Raw genomic sequence first — 18641 nt, 5'->3', positions numbered from 1 at the left:
ACGGTGCGTTCGCCGAGTTCCAGGGCCGTGGCGTGGAGGCCTTTGACTCATTCCCGGTGCGGCACGTTCCACAGGTGGAGGGTGGTCTTGTCCTTGGAGACCGTGTACCAGGCGCCCTGCCCCGCCGATCGGGGAGGTCCCGAGACAGGGAAGGGGTAGGCGATCCGGCCGCGCAGGGCCATCGTGTGCGGGTCGACAAACCAGTGGCGGGGGTCCTCCGCGGAGTCCTCGGTGCCGACCACGGCGGTGTCGTCGTAGGGGAACGCCGCCGCCTCGTAGTCCCACAGAACGCGGTCGTCGTCCGAGCTTGCGGGAAGGGGCACGGCTTCGTCGGCGTCCAGATGCCGCAGTTCGATGCCGTCCTCCGCCCGGTGCAGGTAGAGGGTCCACTGCCCCAGGTCCGTGGTCAGGAAGTGCTCCCCGGACGGACTCACTGCGAGGAGGACCTCCTCGATGAACCGCTGGACGGTGAGGTTCGCGCCGTCCCAGTGTCCCCACAGCACGGGCGAGTTCTCCTCGCCCTCGCCGACCGTCAGCCCCATGTAGGCCGGGTTCGGATGGGGGAAGTGGAGGGAGCCCGATCCCACGGTCATCGTGTCGGCCCGGGTCAGTACCGTGCCGTCGGCGGGGTCGAGGATCAGCCATTCCTCGTTGACGTCGCGCCCCGCGCGGTTGCGGACGTGCGCCCACAGCAGCTTGCCGTCCGCGGAGAATGCCGCCGAGCCGACGTCCGCGTGGCCGTGGTGGTAGTCGTCGGCGTACTCGGAGAACGAGGCATGGGCCCCGGTGCACACGGCGGGGGACCAACAACCGTGCCGGATCTCCCACCGCACGGCACCGGTCGAATCCACGGCCCGCAACGCGTGCACGCCGGCGAACACGGCAACAGTACCCGTGGGCGAGACTGTCACCGAGCCGTACCGGCGAGGCCAGGGCGCGGGGAAACGGATCTCTGTCCCCTCCCCGTCCAGGTCGCGGACGGCCAGCTCGGTGTCCCCGCGCTGCACCAGCAGCCTGCGCCCGGGCCAGTGCAGCACCTGAGGGGCGTCCGCCGATGCGGGGTCGAGCGGGGCTGCGGCGGTGGCCACGAGACGGGCAGCGACCTGGACGGGACCCCCGTGAAGAGCATCGTTTGGCATCGTCGCATGCTTTCACACTCGTCGGATGGTGCAGCTGACCTGAAGTCGCCCGCCTTGACCAGCTTCTTGCATCGGGCTTCGGCCTTGCTTTGCGAGCCCCGGCATCCGGTACGTTGCCGCGAGTAGGAGCCGGTTCACCTCGAACAGCGCCGCCAAGGAATCACTGTGCCGTCTTCATCCTGAGTAGCGGCTGGTCTCGACGTGGTGCAGGACGAGGACGGCCTGCACGATCGCGGTCGTGCGGCGGGGGCAACAGCGCAGCTTGGCCAGGATCTTCCATGTCTTGAGCGTGGTGATGGCCCGTTCGCCGCGGGCGCGGATGCGGGCGTGTGCGCGGTTGATGGCCTTCTGCCGGCGGGACAGTTTCGGCCGGTACCGGTGGCGCTTGAACGGCGTGCGCACGCTCCCACCGGCTGCCTGGTAGCCCTTGTCTGCGAAGGTCATCACGTCGGCGCTGGTCAGCGCGTCGATGATGCCGTGAGCGCGGGCGGCGCTGAGGTCGTGGGTGGCGCCGGGCAGCGCTGGCGAGGCCCAGACCAGGCGACCTATTGCCTCCGCGATGACCTGCACGTTCATGCCGTGCCGCTTATGTTTTCCGGAGTAGCAGGGCTTCTGGTCGGCTACACGGTCGATCGGGATCAGTGTGCCGTCGAGGATCGCGTACGCCAGCTTGCGGATACGGTCCATGACAGTGGCCAGGTCGTCCGCGGCTGCGGCGAGCAGGTCGACGGCTTCACGGACGTAGCGCCAGGCGGTGGCGACGCCGATGCCGAACGCGGCTGCCAGGCGGGTGTAGGTGTCGCCGTTGCGCAGGTGAGCGAGGGTGAGCAGGGCCTGTCGGCCGGGGTCGAGGCGCCGCCACCGGGATCGACGCTGGTTGCTGTGGTTGCGGATGCGCTCGGCAAGGTGGTTCAGGGTTCGGCTGGACAGCGGGATCGTGGCGGGGTAAGACAGCACGGCGAGGCTCCCGGTCGGGGCATCGGATCTTGACCGACTGCTGTCTTACCTGGAGCCTCGCCCTCGTCGATCTCTGGGTCCCCGACGTCCACCGTGACCAGCATGAGCACGATGACGACGAAAAGGGCTCCGTCATCATGCATGAACGGGACCTGGACGACATGGGCCGAACTGCAGGCAGAAGGCGGAGGGTTCACCGGATGGCACTCCCTGCTCCTGGTGCTGGGAGTGCCCCGACGTTGTGTGGCTGCCGATTCGTCAGACGGGAACTCCCCGAGATCAGAGGGAGGACCAGATGAAGATGCCGGCGATACGAAGCCCGGCGCGGAAAGAAACGGCCCGGCCGGCAGTGGGGCCAGGCAGCGGCGCCCATGGGTGGAGAAATCGAGCAGTTCGCAGAGCCCGCGAACAGGTTCGGTGCCTCAGGACCATCACGGCATGGAACGTGCGGTCCTCACGAACTCGCGGTCGTCCGAGCCGAGTTCCGCCTTCGAGCCCTGTGGCGTCCTGTGCCCTGGTGCATCCGTCGCAGGCCGGTGACCGCGTCGCAGGCCTCCGCCGTGGCAGCGGGTCGAGAACCAGCCGATGCGCGAGCGGTCTCACGCCCGACGCCGCGCACCGGGTCCCGGCCGGGCGGTGACCTCCTTAGGAGTCAAGGCCGCATGCTCCTCAGCGCACTCGACGACGACGCGGACCGGTGCTCCGCACTCGGCGTGGCGTATGTCCAGAACCGGGCCTTCGGGATCCGGGGCGTACGTATCGCCCCACTGGCGCAGAGCGACCAGTACGGGCCACAGGTCCCACCCTTTGCGCGTCAGCCGGTACTCGTTGCGGGAGCGGCTGCCCGGCTCCCGGTAGGCAACGGTCATCAGGACGCCGGCTCCGGTCAGCTTCCGGAGCCGATCGCTCAGGACCGCCTCCGACAGGCCGATGTGACGCCGGAAGTCGTCGAACCGGCGTACGCCGTTGGCGGCATCCCGCAGGATCAGCAGTGTCCACTTCTCTCCGACCAGATCGAGGGTGCGCTGGACGGGACAGTTCTCCGTGCTGACCTCAAGCCACTCCATGCCGCCATTCTAAGCGCTGGCTTCACCTTTGACAGTCAGGGAAGCATCGAGCTAGCTTCAACCAACGAAGTCAGCCGGGAGGACGCCAGGACATGGGACGCATACGCACGTACGAGTGGGAGGACCCTTCGATCAGCGCCGCAGCCGTGGGGCGCGCCACAGGCCTGGAGTTCCTGCGCGAGATGCAGGCGGGTCGACTGCCCGGGCCGCCCATCGCGGCGACCCTCGATTTCTCACTCGACGAGGTGGACGAGGGAAAGGCGGTGTTCTCGATGACGCCGGGCGAGGAGCACTACAACCCGATCGGCAGCGTGCACGGCGGCGTTTATGCCACCCTGCTCGACTCGGCGGCAGGGTGTGCCGTGCAGTCCACGCTCCCGCCGGGCATGGGGTACACCTCGCTCGACCTGACCGTGAAGTTCCTGAAGCGGATCACCGCGGACACAGGCAGGGTCCGCGCCATCGGAACGGTCATCAGCCGAGGTCGGCAGACCGCGCTCGCCGAGGCCCGGCTGGTCGACACGAGGGAGCGCCTGCTGGCCCACGCCACGAGCAGCTGCATGCTGTTTCCGATGCCTGCCTCCGCGACCTGAGAGACGGACACGGGCAAGCCGGCTGATCGTCTCCGGTTCGAGGATCTTGCCGGGCGAGGCGGGGCCAAGAGACCCCGGGCCACCCCCGCCCCTCGGGTCAGCCTCGGACGAGCGCGGTCCCAGGCTTGCGCGGCTTTGCCGTAGAGCTACCAGGGGCGGGTACTGGTGTAGCTGTTGCCACCGCCGAACTCGATGGGGGCGGGGCTGCAACCACCCAGGTTCTCGGGCTTGACGGCGTCATGTCCCCACTTGCGGACCGACGGTACGACTCCGTTGGGGGTGGGGTCGATGTTGAACCTCAGGTTGGCGTAGGTGGTGTTACCGACCACGTTGTCGGCGAAGACGTTGCCCTGCGAGCAGATCTCCGAGCCGAAACGCCAGTCGCTGAGGACGGCGATGTAGCCGGTCTTCCAGAACCGGTTGTGGTCCACCAGGCCGGCGTCCGTGCCGTTGCGGACCCTGATCGGATCGCCGGATATGTAGCCGAAGTTGTTGTCACGGACGATCATCCCGTCCGAGTTGTTCGCCGCGTACACCCCATGGACCCCGGCGGGGCTCCCGGTGTTCTCCAGGTAGTAGAACCGGTTCCCCTCGATGTGCGCCCTGCCGGAGTTGAGCAGGTGTACCCCGCCGAACCCTTCGTTGCCGGTACCGTCCACGTGCTTGCTGCCGATGTAGCGGATGAGGTTGTTCTCGACCCAGACGTCGAGCGCCCCGGACGCCTTGATGCCGCCGTTGCGGCAGCTCTCGATCGTCAGGCCGGCGATGGTGACTCCGGCGTCGGCGGAGGTGAGCTTCACCCCGTACTCGGCAATTCCGTCGAGTTCGCAGTTGATGACCGAGGCTGAGGACGCATCTTCCGCCGCCGGGCCACCGGATTCGCTGGTGATGGTGATGTGCCCGCCCTTCGGGGCGTAGGACCAGTCGATGGGTGCATACGTGCCAGGAGCAAGGCGGACGGTGACATCGCGTCCCCCTCTTGCCCGGGCGATCTCCTGCGCCTCGGCGACGGAGGACACGGCCGCGCCCCGCGAGAGCCCGTTACGACCGAGCGCGCCTCTGGCTCCCGATGCAGGCGCCTCAGCGTCCACGTATATGGTCACCGCCTCCCCCGCGGAGGCGGTTGCAGGCGCCACCGCGGTCATGCCCGTGGCCGCGATCGTTGCCAAGCAAAGGCCCATCAGCGCTGACTTCTTCCGCATACCCGCCCTCATCTCGTTTTCGGCTGTTGGATGTTCATCTGTGCGCGCTCCGGCATCAGCGGAACTCGTGCCCGCTGACTTCATCCGCGGGCCATGCCCAGCTTCCTGGGCTCGGGCGGGCGGTTTCAACGGAGTTGGCTGTCCCGGACAGTCGGTTGAGTGTCCGGCCTGGTCAACGGCCGTGTCCCGATCCTGTCCGGGCTCAGGGCCGGGCACGACCGAAGTGCCGGACTGCCACGAACAGCCGACTCTGCCGCGCCGGTTCCATAGCGGCATGGTCTGCCCGCATCGTGAACGGACCGAGCGGCACGGGCGCTGCCGACGCGAGGACTGACCGACCGGACTGCGAGCCTCGTGACTGCCCGGCACGGTGCCGCCGGATCGACCTCGGCGAGGAGATGGACCGTAGCCCCGAGCACAGGACTGCTGTGCGCAGGTGCGTGGCCTGCGCTCACGCAAGCGGCCTCGCACGAGGAGTCCGAGGCCGAACGAGGCGTTGTTCGCCGGGGCCGCTGGATGCGTCGGGGCCGGACGCCGAGGGGTGGTGTCAGGCCGTGTACTGGTAGGCCGGGTAGGTCAGGTGGCCCGTGTCGCCGCCCTGGTAGTACGTGGCCTCGTCGACGGGAGCGAGTGGCACCCCGGTGCGCAGCCGCTCGACCGGGTCGGGGTTGGAGATGAAGGCGCGGCCGAAGCTGATGAGCTCGGCCCCCAGGTCGAGCCAGGGGTCGGCCTCGTCCCGGCCGGTGTGCTTCGGTCCCATCGGGAGCACCCGAGTTCATGATCAGGGTGCCCTGCCATGCGCGGGGCAGGCCGGCCAGCACCTCCTCCTCGGCGGTGGCTGCGAGGTGGATGTAGGCCAGTTCGAGGCGGGACAGCTCGGTCAGTAGCGCGGTGTAGAACTCGTCTTGATGCATGGGTCCACTCCACTCCCCGGAGTACCAGGACCTCCCCAAGGACCCGCGTTGCCGACGCTGACGGAGTCGTGCCGGTCGCCCCGGGCGTCGGGTGAGGCCGACGCCCCTCGGGGATCCGCAGCCGGTCCACCGCACCACCGTCTAGGCACGGAGGCATGGAAGCCCGGGGGGTTCCGTGGGTACATGGCTTGAACAGTTCTAAGCGACTGCTTAGTATCTAGGTCGGTGCGAGGACAGCCTGCCCGTGCCACCCCTCCCCCTCAGGAGTCCACCGGTGACCTCACTGTTCTCCCTCGTCGGCAAAACCGCCCTCGTGACCGGCGGTTCCCGCGGCATCGGCCTGATGATCGCCCGGGGCCTGGTCGAAGCGGGAGCCAAGGTCTACGTCAGCTCCCGCAAGGCGGAAGCCTGCGAGGAGGCCGTGCGCGGGCTTTCCGGTCCGGGCCAGGCGGTCGCGCTGCCGGCCGACCTGTCGCACGAGGAGGAGTGCCACCGACTCGCCGCAGACATCGGCGAGCGGGAGGAGCGGCTGCACATCCTGGTGAACAACGCCGGCGCCACCTGGGGCGCGCCCCTGGACGAGTTCCCGGTCAGCGGCTGGGACAAGGTGATGGACCTCAACCTGCGCAGCCCCTTCCTGCTCACCCAGGCCCTCCTGCCGAAGCTGCGCGCCGGCGGGTCGACGGAGGACCCGGCGCGGATCATCAACATCGGATCCATCGACGGCCTGCACGTCAGCCCGGTTTCGGCCTACTCCTACGCGGCCAGCAAGGCGGGCCTGCACCACCTGACCCGCGTACTGGCCAAGGAGCTAGGGCCACAGGGCATCACGGTGAACGCCATTGCGCCCGGCCCCTTCGAGTCCAAGATGATGGCCGCGACCCTGGACGCCATGGGCGAGGCGATCGCGGAGTCGGCTCCGCTGCGCCGGATCGGGCGGCCGGACGACATGGCGGGCGTCGCCGTCTATCTGGCCAGCCGTGCGGGCGCCTACGTCACCGGCGCCGTCATCCCCGTCGACGGCGGCCTCGGTACCACGGTCTGACCGGCCGGCGACAACTCCCCTCCCCCCTCGCACACACAACCCGAACCCACAGAAGAAGAGGACCATGGCCTCCCTCCTGCTCTCCCGCCAAGACCTCGACTTCCTGCTGCACGAGTGGCTCGACGTCGAGTCCCTGACCGCGCGCCCCCGCTTCGCCGACCACTCGCGCGAAACCTTCGACGCGGTGCTGGACCTCAGCGAAACGATCGCCGCCCGGCACTTCGCACCGCACAACAAGAAGAACGACACCCAGGAGCCGCGCTTCGACGGCGAGCGGGTGCACATCATCCCCGAAGTCGAAGAGGCCCTGAAGGTCTTCGCCGACGCCGGGCTGATCGGCGGGGGCATGGACCACGAGGTGGGCGGCATGCAGTTGCCCAGCGTAGTGGCCAACGCCTGCTTCGCCTGGTTCCAGGCAGCCAACGTGGGAACGGCCGCCTACCCTTTCCTCACCATCGGCAACGCCAACCTGCTCCTGGCCCACGGCACCGCCGGGCAGATCGACACCTACGTCCGCCCGATGGTCGAGGGCCGCTTCTCCGGGACCATGTGCCTGTCGGAGCCACAGGCGGGCTCCTCGCTGGCCGATGTCCGAACCCGCGCGGAAGAGGCCGACGACGGCACCTACCGCCTCTTCGGTAACAAGATGTGGATCTCCGGTGGCGACCACGAACTGACGGAGAACATCGTCCACCTGGTCCTGGCCAGGATCCCCGGCGGCCCGCCCGGGGTGAAGGGACTCTCACTCTTCATCGTGCCCAAGGTCCTGGTGGGGGCCGACGGGACACTCGGCGAGCGCAACGACGTCGCCCTGGCCGGCCTCAATCACAAGATGGGGTATCGAGGGACGACGAACACGCTGCTGAACTTCGGTGAGGGCGCCTTCCGGCCCGGCGGGGCCCCCGGTGCCGTGGGTTTCCTGGTCGGGGAGCCCCACCGCGGCCTGTCCTACATGTTCCACATGATGAACGAGGCCCGCATCGGTGTCGGACTCGGTGCCACAGCGCTCGGCTACACCGGCTACCTGCACGCCCTCGACTACGCGCGCACCCGGCCCCAGGGGCGCCCGCTCATGGCCAGGGACGCCACAACCCCCCAGATCCCGATCGTCGGGCATCCCGATGTCCGGCGCATGCTCCTCGCCCAGAAGTCGTACGTGGAAGGCGCGCTGGCTCTCATCCTCTACTGCGGGCGGCTGCTGGACGACGAACGCACCGCCCCGACGGCCGACGAGCGGGCCAGGGCCGGGCTTCTGCTGGACATGCTCACCCCGATCGCCAAGAGTTGGCCCTCCCAGTGGTGCCTGGAGGCCAACAACCTTGCCATCCAGGTCCACGGCGGCTACGGCTACACCCGCGAGTACAACGTCGAGCAGTTCTACCGGGACAACCGCCTCAACCCCATCCACGAGGGTACGCACGGCGTCCACGGCCTCGACCTGCTGGGCCGAAAGGTCGTCATGGACGGCGGCGCGGGACTCCGCCTGCTCATCGAGACCGTCTCCACGGCAACCGCCCGCGCGGCGGCCGCGGACGACGAGGTCGCCGGATTCGGGCGGCAGTTGGACGCTTCCGTCGCCCGCGTCGCCGCCGTGACTCAGCGCCTGTGGGAGGCCGGGGACGCCGAGACCGCCCTCGCCAACGCCTCGGTCTATCTGGAAGCCGTGGGACACGTCGTGCTCGCCTGGATGTGGCTGGAGCAGATGCTGGCCGCCGCCGGACGCAGTGACGCCTTCTACGAGGGCAAGCGCCGGGCGGGTCAGTACTTCTTCCGGTACGAACTGCCCAGGACAGAAGTGCAGTTCGCGCTGCTGGAAAGCCTCGACCGCACCACCCTCGACATGCCCGCGGAGTGCTTCTGAGCTTGTCTTCCAGGACCCCTCTGAAACTCAGGAGCCCAGAGAGGGATGCGGAGGTCCGTGCTGGCCGCCCGCGATGGCGGTCGCGGGCTGCATGGATGCGGATTGGGCGGATGAACTGGCGGCCGCGTTCTCCGCAAAGGCAGCACTGGCCAACGATGTCACCTGGCCCGCACGCGGCCAGGTGCCGGCCGGTCAGATCTGCATCGAACGCGATGACAGTTTTGACTGATCACCGAAGCCGGCGCGGGAAACGCCTTCCACACCTCCCGCAGGATTGTCGCCGCAATCCTGGTCGTGCTCGCCCGCGCCAACGCCCCCACCGCAGCCGTCGCCTACGCCACCGACCGCCTGATCCAGCGACTGGTCCCCTACATGACCACTACTCCAGCCCTCCGCACGTGACCGCTCGAGCCACGATGCCGCATGGGCCCGGCCCCGGCCCTCACCGACTGGCGTACGGGACGGCCTGCTTCGCGCGGGCGCTGGACGATGATGGTGCCAGTCTTCGCGGTGGCGAGGCGGTCGATCTCCATCTCCAGCCCGCCGTTGCGGGCGCTGGCCAGGCTGGTGCCGGTCCTGCGGACGTGGGTTGCGACGGCTTCCAGGGTGGCGAGGGAGGCCTCGTCGGGGGGCGTCGGGGTCCAGGACTGTCGTCGGTGACTTCATGGAGCCAGTGCCGTGCCTCCCGGGTATCGCCGAGGCTGAGGTGGTGCAGGTGCAGGCAGTCGGCAGCGGCGAGCTGCGGAGTCGAGGGCTCTGTCGACAGGGGGGCGTCAGGCAAGGACCCGACGATTGCGGGTGCCCGTGGCGAGCGGCTATTCCGAGAGGAGTGTCTGGGCCACTCGTCATGTGATCGGTCCGCGGCGGTTGGCTGAGTGGCAGCCAACGCGTCGAAGTCCGGTCGCTGTCACCGGTGGCGGCGATGGGACGGTGCGGGTGTGGGACCTGACCGCAGGACCACAGGTCGGCAAGCCTGTGCGAGGCACTGTCATGGGGGTGCCGGCACTGGCATCGGCAGTGGCGTTCGAGGGCGCAGGTGAGGCATTCCACAGTGCGTCGCATGAACCCCTTGGTCTTCAACCGACAGCACTCAACAACTCCCGGTCCTTCGGACGAACGCCCACCTCACCATGCCCACCGCGATGGCCACTTCCGCTGTGCCCTGGGCGGTTTCGCCTCTTGAACCACCGGTCCTCCGGTTAAATCGTCATGCGTAACACGAGCACAGCCGGAGGCGCCCATGTCGGAGTACCAGCACTACCAGTTCCTCGCCGCCGACCGCCCTCTGACCGACGAGCAGCTCACCGAGATCCGCAAGCTGACCACCCGTGCCGCCCTCACACGCACCACGTTCCTGAATACGTACCAGTGGGGCGACTTCAAAGGCGACTGCGACCAGCTCATGGAGAGGTACTACGACGGACACCTCTACTTCGCTAACTGGGGCTACCGCAGAATCATTCTCCGATGGCCCGCCCAGCAACTCCCGCTGAGTGTCGCCGAGCGCTACTGCTCCGGCGAGTCAGCCGAGGCGCGCCAGCACGGCAAGCACGTGTTGATCACTCTGGTCTCCGATGACGAAGACTGCGAACTCGACGACTTCAACGATCTGTTCGACTTCAGCGACTACGGTCAGGACTCCGGCCGAGAAGAGGAATGGCTGCCAACGATCGCCAGGGCCCGCCCCGACGTTGCCGCGGGAGACCTTCGACTGCTCTACCTGGCTTGGCTGCTCTGCCTGGGCAACGGCGACCTGAACGAAGACGAGGTCGAACCCCCGCTGCCCGCTGGCCTTGCCGCCCTGCCCGAGCCCCTCGTCGACCTCGCCACGTTCCTGCGGATCGACCCAGACCTGATCAGCGCGGCCGCCGCCCTCTCACCGCCCCCCAGCCCGCACTACAACAACGATCAGCACACCGTCGCCGACCTGCGGCGCCGTTTCAGCCTCGAACATCCAGACACAGCCCCCGTCGAGGCACGACGGACCGTAGCCCAGTTGAAGGCTGCCGCGCTGGCCTCCACGGCACAGCGACTCACCCGCGAAGAACGGGAAAGGGCCGACCACGAAGAGGCGCAACGCCAGCTCGCCGAGGCTGCTCAAAGAGCCCGCATCGACGTCATTGAAGGCGATCCTGAGGCCGCTTGGAAGCGTGTCCACGAAATGATCGCGCACCAGAGGGGCCGCAACTATCCCGCCGCCGTGCAACTGTTGGAGGACCTGGCCGTACTCGCAGGCCGCAACGGCTCCACCGAGGCCTTCACCGCTCGCTACCGCGCATTGCGCAAACAGCACCCCACCAAAAGGGCACTGCTGCGCCTGTTGGATGCCGCGAAACTATAAGCGTGCCGGGATCACCTCCATAGCCGTCTCGATGCAGTGCCCAGACCGCCGGCCCCGACGCCCACCCCGTCGCCGCTCGGACAGCGAGCCAGGCCTCGGGGTCCAACCCCTACTCCAACCCCCACCGGACGATCGCATCGCCCGCCGTCGTCCCGGCAGTGGCTATCGTCGGCACGCTCAATCCGGTGGCACCCTGGAGTACCCGAGTCCTCCAGCGACAAGGGCCAGGCCATCAAGCCCTCCGTCCGCCCAGGCCACGCAGCGCGAAAGGGAAGCCCAAGAGCACGGGATCCCGGACCGCGTACTCGGCTCCGGAGAAACGCGCGCCGCGGACGAAGGGACAGCTCTCCCGAAGGGCCGCCTCGTACTGCTCGACGCCTTTCTCCATGAGCAGCGCGATCCGATCAGTGAGCCTTTTCAGCGTGGCCACTGATCGGGTGACGCCGCAGCCGTCCGCAACGGACAAGGCCCCCGTGCCGTTGAGGGACCTGTTCGACGTCTCAACTCGCTCGCGCAGGAGCTTTGTTGGACTCCTATCCTGCCGTTGCAGGGCGCCCTGGTGGACCTGCTGGATCTGTCGCTGATGGGCAAGCAGGTCCACTGAAGCCTGTACGGGCGACGCTTTGCTCCATTCATCTCCAGCTCGACGAGGTCGTGACGGGCGCCCGGAAGTTCTCCGGCGCTGTCGCCGAGAGGGCCGCTGCGCTCGGCATCACGCCCGACGGCCGGGCGACAGCCATCGCTGCCGACAGCAACGTGCCCGTCGACCCCACTGGTTGTTGTCGCACTCTCTCCGTTCAACCGCCCAGGAGGCGCACTCGGCGCGGCGTCGACAGCGGCGGGATGCACCATCCGGGCATCCAGTGTGGGAAGTGCCTCCGGCCAGGGCATCAGGTGGGACGGCGTGAGGGCCTTCCGGTCAGCGCCGCGGATGTGGAAATCCGCACCGCGCCAGAAGGCCCTCAGCCGTTTCAAGGTGCCTCGGAGGGGATCCGCGTCAGGGCGATCTCCGTGGACGGAACACCTAGATGGTGATGTCCCAGGCCTCGGTCTGGCTCTTCTTCAGCATGTCCTCGACGAAGCCCGGCACCACGTTGCGGAACTTGCCCGTGTCGCTGGGCACGATCCGCACCATCGCGTCGATCATCTCCTGGGGGTCGAGGCGACCTTCGTCGGTGCCGAGCAGCGAGTCGAACCCGGCCTGCACGTCGGCACGCTTGTTGAAGTTCTTGTCGTCGTCGAGCCACCTGAAGGCCGTCTCGGCCATCGTCTCGTTGAAACCGGTCAAGTAGGCGCCGGGGTTGACGGTCTGCACCTTGATGTTGTGCGGGCGCAGCTCGTCCCGGAGCGCCTCCGCGAGGGCCTCGAGCGCGTGCTTGGTCGACACGTAGGGGCCGAAGCCGGTCGGGGTGAACAGACCGCCCATCGAGGAGGTGAAGACCACCTTGCCCGGCCGGCCCTGGTCGATCCACTTGCGGGCGAACTTCTGAGCGAGCTCGAGCGGGGCGAACACGTTCGTCTCGAAGTTCTTCCGCAGCAGCCCGACGGGGATCTCGCTGACCGGACCGGCCTCACCGATACCGGCGTTACTGAAGAGCACATCGATGTCCCACTTCAGCGCGGCCGCGACGTCGTACGGGTCCAGGACGTCCAGCTTCTCGACCCGCAGGTTGTCCAGGCCGAGTTCGCGCGCCTTCAGCCGGAGCGCCGCGACCTGGGGGTAGATCTGGGCCGTGGCGATGACGTCGTGACCCTCCTTCGCCAGACCGATGGCCGCACCCTCACCGAAACCCGATCCGGCACCCGTGATCAGAATCCGCTTACCGCTCATGATGATGCACATTCCTTTTCTTGGTTTTTTGTATCTGGTTATTTTCAGAAACCGATCCATAGGACTGGTTCATGTCACACCCCAGCCAGGGCGGAAGCTCAGGCCGGGACGGGAACTCAGGCCTATGCGGCAGCGAGCGCGGCAGCCGCCGCCTGGGCGATCTCGGCATCCTGGGCGACCGACCCCCCGGACACACCCACGGCCCCGACGACCACGCCCTCGGCGTTGCGGATCGGCTTGCCGCCGGCGAAGACCACCAGTCCGCCGTTGCTGTTCTCCAGGCCGAACGACGTACCGCCCGGCTTGCAGTATTCGAACAGCGCTTCGGAGTCCAGCTGGAACAGCGCCGACGTGCGCGCCTTCCCCATCGCGATGTCGGCCGAACCCAGCAGGGCACCGTCCATACGAACGAAGGTCTTGAGGTTCGCACCGGTATCGAACACCGCGATGTTCATAGGCAGCGCCATTTCCGCTGCCCTTCGCACACCGGCCGAGAGAACCCGCTGGGCCTCTTCGGTCGAAATGTCAGGCACTGCGACCAGCTCCTTACATGGTGTCTTCATTGCCGACCACTTTCGCTATTCAGGCGCTTGCCGTGAATTTCTGCTAACCGGTCGGCGTTCCCTTTCGACATCCATGTTTGGCCATGCCGGGCGCGGGGGTAATCCGTCATCCGACCATGCCGGAACGGGCTGTCAGCGGTTCCCATAGGTATGGTGCCCATGGCGGGGCAGGCAGACGTGACTCCCGCATAGGTATCGATTGACGCAAGCGGCACGCGGTTTCCGGAAGGGCTGAGGTGACCGCTGAAGGGTCATGTCGGGCGATCCGACGCCCGTTGACAAACGCGCCTGGCTGCCGACTCGGCCGGGAGCAGGGCTGCGACGATGGCTCAGACGCCCCGTCTGCCGGATCGCCGGTCCGCCTTTTGAGGCCGCGGCGCGCAGTTCGTCGACGGGCGGGGGTCCCCCTGGCTTGCACCCGGTCGGCACGCCGGTCCCACGACAAAACGATCAGTTGATCCGGATGCCGCCAGCTGTCGGGAGACCTTTGCCCTCAGCCACGGCGAGCAGGGGCAGGCGCGCTGCGGCGTTTCTGCCGCCCCTTGCTGCACCACAGCGGGCGACGCCGGTCAGTATGACAGCCGTGCGCGGCAGCAGGCCCGCACTTCCCAGTCATGTGACTGATGCACTGGGGGCTGCGCCGGTGTTTCCATCGCAGGTGATCTTCGCCTCCGCCGGTACCCAGGTGCGCCTTCACGGCTGCGCGGCGCAGGCGCACCGGGCGTTGAGCTTCCGAGTCCGACGCCGCCGCCGTAAAGGAGTGTGTAATGTCCGACTCGTCCTCCAACCCTGTGCAGCCTGCGCTCGAACCGGAAGCCCGCGCGTTCGCGGAAGCCACCGCAGAGCCGCCGTACCTCACGGATCTCGGGCCGGTGGAAGGCCGCAAAGCCATGCAGAGAATGCAGACGGCAGGGACGGCGGAAGCGGTACGGGCGGCAGAGGCGACACCTGCCGTGCAGGGCACGCACGGTGGGCAGGAAGGGCGGTCGCGGCAGGCGGGCGTGCCCGAAGTGGACGAGAGGTGGATCGCGGTCTCGGGCGGGCCGAACGGCAGTGTCGCAGTACGTATTGTCCGCCCCAAGGGGGCCGTCGGCGCGCTGCCCGCCATCCTGTACATCCACGGCCCGGGCTGGGTCTTCGGCAGTGCGCTCACTCACGACCGACTGGTGCGTGAACTCTCGGTCGGTGCGGGGGCCGCCGCGGTCTTCCCCGAGTACGCCCTCTCACCGGAGGTCCATTTCCCCGTCGCGCTGGAGGAGTGCTACGCCGTCGCCCGGTGGGCGGCGCGCCGAGGAGCCGACCACGGCATCGACCCCATGCGTTTGGCTATCGCGGGGGACTCGGCGGGCGGTAATCTGAGTGCAGCGCTGACGCTGTTGGCCAAGGAGCGCGGGGACGTGAGCTTCGTCCAGCAGGTGCTGTTCTGTCCGGTCACCGATGCCAACTTCGACACCGACTCCTACCACCGATTCGCGGAAGGCTACTTCCTGCGGCGAGACGCGATGCGGTGGTTCTGGGACCAGTACGTCCCCGGTGACGCGCAGCGTACGGAGATCACCGTGAGTCCGCTGCGGGCGACAGAGGAGCAGCTCGCCGGGCTGCCGCCGACGCTCGTGATCACCGCGGAGGCCGATGTCGTACGGGACGAGGGCGAGGCGTACGCGGCCAAGCTGCGTGCGGCAGGAGTGGCGGTAACCGCGACGCGGTACGAGGGCGTCATCCACGATTTCGTCGTGCTCACGCCGCTGTCGTCGACGTCTGCGGCACGCGGGGCGATCACCCAAGCCGTTCTCGTCCTGCGGCAGGCGCTGGGCACGAGCGGCTAACCCACCGCCGCAGCGCCCCACCGGCGGGTGGACGGCCAACCCTCCCTCTAGACAACCGAGTTGTCCGAGTGACCCCGTTTGGACACCATGTCCAACACAATGTCGTGCATACTGTCTGGGGTCCGCCTGGGTTTTGCGGCCGTGCACAGAGTTACCTCTCCGAAACAAAGGAATGACTCTGACGCATCCATGACCAGGGCAAGCCTTGAAGTGCAGAGGAAAGTATTTGTGATCGGTGGTGGCTCAGCCAGGCACAGTGCGACGGGAACGCTGATCGGTCGGGACGGTGACCTGCGTCGGATCCGTGATCTGCTGCGTATCGGGGCGGGCGGCGGGGCGCTGCTGCTGGCCGGCGATGCCGGGGTGGGGAAGACGGCGGTGCTGGACGAGCTGGCGGGGGCCGCGGAGGCGGAAGGCATCCGGGTCCTGCGCGCCGCCGGCGTGGAGTTCGAGGCAGACTGCAGCTACTCGGGCCTCAATCAGATCCTTTTCCCGTTCCTGGACGCCCTGGACGACCTCGACCTGCCTTTCCGTGACGCCCTCCGCGTGGCGCTCGGCTTCGACAGCGGTCGGCCGCCGGAGCGGCTCCTCGTCTCCAACGCTGTACTGCGACTCCTCCAGACGGTCGCCGCCGGGGATCCGCTTCTGATCATCATCGATGACCTGCCCTGGGTCGACCGGGCGAGCACCGCCGTGCTGGGCTTCGTCGCCCGGCGGGTGGCCGGCGTCGGGGTGAGCATGCTCGTCGCAGCGCGCCCCGGAGCTCATAGCCTCTCCGAGGGCGGCGCACTGCCCACGTACGAGCTGCCACCGCTCGACGCGGAGTCGGCGGCTCAGTTGATCGGTAGCAAGTTCCCCGTCCTCGCGCGCAATGTGCGCCAACACCTTCTGGCTGTGGCTGGCGGCAATCCCCTGGCGCTGCTGGAACTACCGACAGCACTGCAGCCGGCGCTGGCTGACCCGCCCGCCGTGCTCCCACTCAGCCGGCGCCTGGAGACGCTGTTCGGCTGCCGCGTGACTGGGCTGCCCATGCCGTCCCGGAGTCTGCTGCTGCTCGCGGCGCTGGAAGGGAGCGGCGACCTGGGTGTGCTGCAGGCGGCCTCGCGCCAGGCGAACGACGGCTACAGCCTGGACGATCTCGCGCCCGCCGAGCGTGACCAACTGGTGCACATCGAGGACAGGACGCGGCGCCTGAGGTTTCGCCACCCGCTGATCCGCTCCGCCGTGGTGAGCAACTCGACCAGCAGCGAACGACGCGCAGCACACGGGGCGCTCGCCCAGGTCCTCGTCGACCAGCCCGAGCGCCGCGCCTGGCACCTGGGTGAGGCGACCCTGGAACCCGATGAGGAGGTTGCCGCCCTGCTGGAGCACGCAGCGTGCCTCACCCTGCGTCGTGGTGACGCGGACGGCGGGATGCGGACGCTTGTCCGGGCTGCAGTCCTCACCCCCCAGGGACCAAACCGCAGCCGCCGCCTCGCGGAGGCGGCCTACCTTGGCGCTGAGTCCACTGGCGCACTTCACAGCGCCCGTAAGCTCCTGGACGACGCCAGGTCCGCTTCCCCGGAGCTCGACGAAGGCTCGCTGCACTTCGCCACAGCAGCGGCGCTGCTCGACCTCAACAGCGACGGTGATGTCGACACTGCTCACCGACTGCTGGTCGCCGTCGTCGAGTCCACGGCCGAGACCCACAGGTATGACGCCCGCGACAAGGCGCTCGTCGACGCGCTTCACATGCTGGCGGTGCTCTGCTTCTTCGGTGCCCGGCATGAGCTGTGGCAGCCCTACTACCGGGTGTTGGAACGGCTGCAGCCGGAGCCCCCGGTCTTCCTGTCCGCACTGGGTAGGACGTTCTCCGACCCAGCGCGCACCGGCGCGGCGGCGTCCGGGGAACTCGATCTGCTCGTCGCGAGCCTTCCCGGGGAGACCGACCCCATCCAGATCAACCGCGTCGGCACGGCGGCCCTCTACCTCGACCGGCTCGGCGAAGTCCGCGAAGCGGCCTGGCGGGTGGTGCGCACGGGACGCGACGGCGGTGCGGCAAGGCGATACCTGTCCGCTCTGATCCACCTGTGCTTGGACGACTACCTCACCGGCATGTGGGACGAGGCACTCGACCTCGCCGACGAGGGACTCCAAATCTGCCAGGACCACGGATACAGCGCCTTCGCCTGGTACTTCCATTACGTCAAGTCCATCGTGCTGGGCGCTCGCGGGCATGCGGACGAGAGCCTTGCGACGGCCCACCGCGTAATCAACTGGGCCGTCCCCCGCGGAGCGCACTGCGCCGCGCACTATGCGCACCATGCGGCTGCGGTGGCAGCCCTGGGACTCGGCGACTTCTCGCTGGCCTACGAGCACGCGAATGCCGTCAGCCCCGCCGGGAACCTCGCGTCGCACACCCCGCATGCCCTATGGGTGGCGATGGACCTGGTGGAGGCCGCCATCCGGATCAACAGGCCCGAGGATGCGGCCGAGCACGTACGTGCCATGTGGGAGGCACACACGGCCGCCGTGTCCCCCCGACACGCCATGCTGATGGACGCGTCGGCCGCCCTGTGCACCACCGACGACGAGGAGGCGCTACGACTGTTCGCGCAGGCGTTGGCGACTCCCGCAGCCGAGCGATGGCGCTTCGACTTCGCACGCGTCCAACTCGCCCACGGGGAGCGATTGCGGCGAATCAGGGCGACGGCCGAGTCCCGGAAGCCGCTGCGCGCCGCGCTGGCGACATTCGAGCACCTGGGAGCGCGGCCGTGGGCCGAACGTGCAGAGAAGGAGCTGCGAGCCGCGGGCTGGAGCAGGCGGGGTTCAGGTGAATCGAAGGCACACACGCTCACGCCCCAGGAGCTGGAGATCGCCCGGCTCGCGGCCTCCGGTCTGACCAACAAGCAGATCGCCGAGCGCCTGTTCCTCTCTCATCGGACCGTGGGCGCGCATCTGTATCAGGCCTATCCGAAGCTGGGCATCACGTCGCGCGCCATGCTGCGCGACGCACTCGACTCCGAGGCCACGAGCCGGCGCACCGGCGCTGCCGACGACAGTCCCGACGGCTGAAGCCTGCGCCCGCTGAACCCGCGTCGGGGCCATACGAAGATCGAAGTGATCCAACGGGCTGCCGACGTGCTGTTCGACGTTCCGGACGACGCGTACTACAGCTCCGCCGTATCTCCGTCGATCTGCGCCCCTCCCGGACATCGAGCGGGCCACTGAAGATGCCGCGCAGGCCATGACCCACAGCGGATTCCGGCACCTCATGGTCCTTGACTGCCCGGAGCCGGTGAGCTGATGCGCAACGGTGCCTG

The 18641-nt window shown here is 68.2% G+C and carries 14 protein-coding genes and 1 pseudogene; 7 read left to right on the top strand and 8 right to left on the bottom strand.

Going from position 1 to position 18641, the window contains the following annotated elements; translation table 11 throughout:
- Positions 1 to 47: 47 nt before the first annotated feature.
- The 3 genes from ACIHAR_RS29530 to ACIHAR_RS29520 form a co-directional block, all read right to left on the bottom strand.
- Positions 48 to 1088, bottom strand: a complete 1041-nt coding sequence (locus ACIHAR_RS29530) for a hypothetical protein (RefSeq protein WP_400022603.1) — start codon at positions 1086 to 1088, stop codon at positions 48 to 50.
- A gap of 225 nt (positions 1089 to 1313) precedes the next feature.
- Positions 1314 to 2096: a transposase family protein gene (locus ACIHAR_RS29525; protein WP_400022602.1), complete on the bottom strand. Its 783-nt coding sequence runs from the start codon at positions 2094 to 2096 to the stop codon at positions 1314 to 1316.
- A gap of 599 nt (positions 2097 to 2695) precedes the next feature.
- On the bottom strand, positions 2696 to 3163 hold the full coding sequence (locus ACIHAR_RS29520; RefSeq protein WP_400022601.1) for a winged helix-turn-helix transcriptional regulator: 468 nt from the start codon (positions 3161 to 3163) through the stop codon (positions 2696 to 2698).
- A 92-nt stretch (positions 3164 to 3255) separates the two neighbouring features.
- Here ACIHAR_RS29520 and ACIHAR_RS29515 point away from each other — a divergent pair, with 92 nt between their 5' ends.
- Complete coding sequence (locus ACIHAR_RS29515; protein ID WP_365465982.1) at positions 3256 to 3756, top strand: PaaI family thioesterase; 501 nt, start codon at positions 3256 to 3258, stop codon at positions 3754 to 3756.
- Between the two features lie 146 nt (positions 3757 to 3902).
- Here the strand turns inward: ACIHAR_RS29515 and ACIHAR_RS29510 are convergent, their stop codons facing one another.
- Positions 3903 to 4775, bottom strand: coding sequence for a right-handed parallel beta-helix repeat-containing protein (locus ACIHAR_RS29510; protein WP_365465984.1), 873 nt, complete (start codon positions 4773 to 4775; stop codon positions 3903 to 3905).
- 730 nt (positions 4776 to 5505) lie between these two features.
- A pseudogene (locus ACIHAR_RS29505) lies at positions 5506 to 5860 on the bottom strand (alkene reductase); the annotation flags it as partial.
- A 286-nt stretch (positions 5861 to 6146) separates the two neighbouring features.
- Between ACIHAR_RS29505 and ACIHAR_RS29500 the strand changes: the two are divergent.
- The 4 genes from ACIHAR_RS29500 to ACIHAR_RS29485 all read left to right on the top strand — a co-directional run bounded on the left by ACIHAR_RS29500 (position 6147) and on the right by ACIHAR_RS29485 (position 11119).
- A complete protein-coding gene (locus tag ACIHAR_RS29500) occupies positions 6147 to 6917 on the top strand; it encodes an SDR family oxidoreductase (RefSeq protein WP_365465986.1) in 771 nt (256 codons plus the stop codon).
- Between the two features lie 64 nt (positions 6918 to 6981).
- A complete protein-coding gene (locus tag ACIHAR_RS29495; RefSeq protein ID WP_400022600.1) occupies positions 6982 to 8778 on the top strand; it encodes an acyl-CoA dehydrogenase in 1797 nt (598 codons plus the stop codon).
- Between the two features lie 73 nt (positions 8779 to 8851).
- Positions 8852 to 9007 (top strand): hypothetical protein, encoded by a 156-nt coding sequence (locus ACIHAR_RS29490; protein ID WP_400022599.1) that lies wholly within the window; start codon positions 8852 to 8854, stop codon positions 9005 to 9007.
- 1011 nt (positions 9008 to 10018) lie between these two features.
- Positions 10019 to 11119 carry a hypothetical protein gene (locus tag ACIHAR_RS29485; RefSeq protein ID WP_400022598.1) on the top strand — a complete coding sequence of 367 codons (1101 nt, stop codon included), beginning with the start codon at positions 10019 to 10021 and terminating at the stop codon, positions 11117 to 11119.
- 232 nt (positions 11120 to 11351) lie between these two features.
- On the opposite strand, the gene ACIHAR_RS29480 is transcribed toward ACIHAR_RS29485, so the two are convergent.
- The 3 genes from ACIHAR_RS29480 to ACIHAR_RS29470 form a co-directional block, all read right to left on the bottom strand.
- Positions 11352 to 11720, bottom strand: a complete 369-nt coding sequence (locus ACIHAR_RS29480; RefSeq protein ID WP_400022597.1) for a hypothetical protein — start codon at positions 11718 to 11720, stop codon at positions 11352 to 11354.
- 423 nt (positions 11721 to 12143) lie between these two features.
- The gene (locus ACIHAR_RS29475) at positions 12144 to 12950 is read right to left on the bottom strand and encodes an SDR family oxidoreductase (RefSeq protein ID WP_365473284.1); all 807 of its coding nucleotides are present in this window, start codon (positions 12948 to 12950) and stop codon (positions 12144 to 12146) included.
- Positions 12951 to 13072: 122 nt separating this feature from the next.
- On the bottom strand, positions 13073 to 13483 hold the full coding sequence (locus ACIHAR_RS29470) for a heme-binding protein (protein ID WP_400022596.1): 411 nt from the start codon (positions 13481 to 13483) through the stop codon (positions 13073 to 13075).
- A 797-nt stretch (positions 13484 to 14280) separates the two neighbouring features.
- Here ACIHAR_RS29470 and ACIHAR_RS29465 point away from each other — a divergent pair.
- A complete protein-coding gene (locus tag ACIHAR_RS29465; protein WP_400022595.1) occupies positions 14281 to 15339 on the top strand; it encodes an alpha/beta hydrolase in 1059 nt (352 codons plus the stop codon).
- A gap of 189 nt (positions 15340 to 15528) precedes the next feature.
- Positions 15529 to 18393: an AAA family ATPase gene (locus tag ACIHAR_RS29460; protein ID WP_400022594.1), complete on the top strand. Its 2865-nt coding sequence runs from the start codon at positions 15529 to 15531 to the stop codon at positions 18391 to 18393.
- The last annotated feature ends 248 nt before the right edge of the window (positions 18394 to 18641 follow it).

This window comes from Streptomyces sp. NPDC052016 (assembly GCF_044548445.1).
Lineage (GTDB): Bacteria > Actinomycetota > Actinomycetes > Streptomycetales > Streptomycetaceae > Streptomyces.
This window is presented reverse-complemented; position numbering and strand designations above follow the sequence as displayed.

Coding starts and splice junctions, on each gene's coding strand:
- ACIHAR_RS29520 (WP_400022601.1), bottom strand. CDS start 3,163: ATGGAGTGGCTTGAGGTCAGCACGGAGAACTGTCCCGTCCAGCGCACC.
- ACIHAR_RS29515 (WP_365465982.1), top strand. CDS start 3,256: ATGGGACGCATACGCACGTACGAGTGGGAGGACCCTTCGATCAGCGCC.
- ACIHAR_RS29495 (WP_400022600.1), top strand. CDS start 6,982: ATGGCCTCCCTCCTGCTCTCCCGCCAAGACCTCGACTTCCTGCTGCAC.
- ACIHAR_RS29490 (WP_400022599.1), top strand. CDS start 8,852: ATGGCGGTCGCGGGCTGCATGGATGCGGATTGGGCGGATGAACTGGCG.
- ACIHAR_RS29485 (WP_400022598.1), top strand. CDS start 10,019: ATGTCGGAGTACCAGCACTACCAGTTCCTCGCCGCCGACCGCCCTCTG.
- ACIHAR_RS29475 (WP_365473284.1), bottom strand. CDS start 12,950: ATGAGCGGTAAGCGGATTCTGATCACGGGTGCCGGATCGGGTTTCGGT.
- ACIHAR_RS29465 (WP_400022595.1), top strand. CDS start 14,281: ATGTCCGACTCGTCCTCCAACCCTGTGCAGCCTGCGCTCGAACCGGAA.
- ACIHAR_RS29460 (WP_400022594.1), top strand. CDS start 15,529: ATGACCAGGGCAAGCCTTGAAGTGCAGAGGAAAGTATTTGTGATCGGT.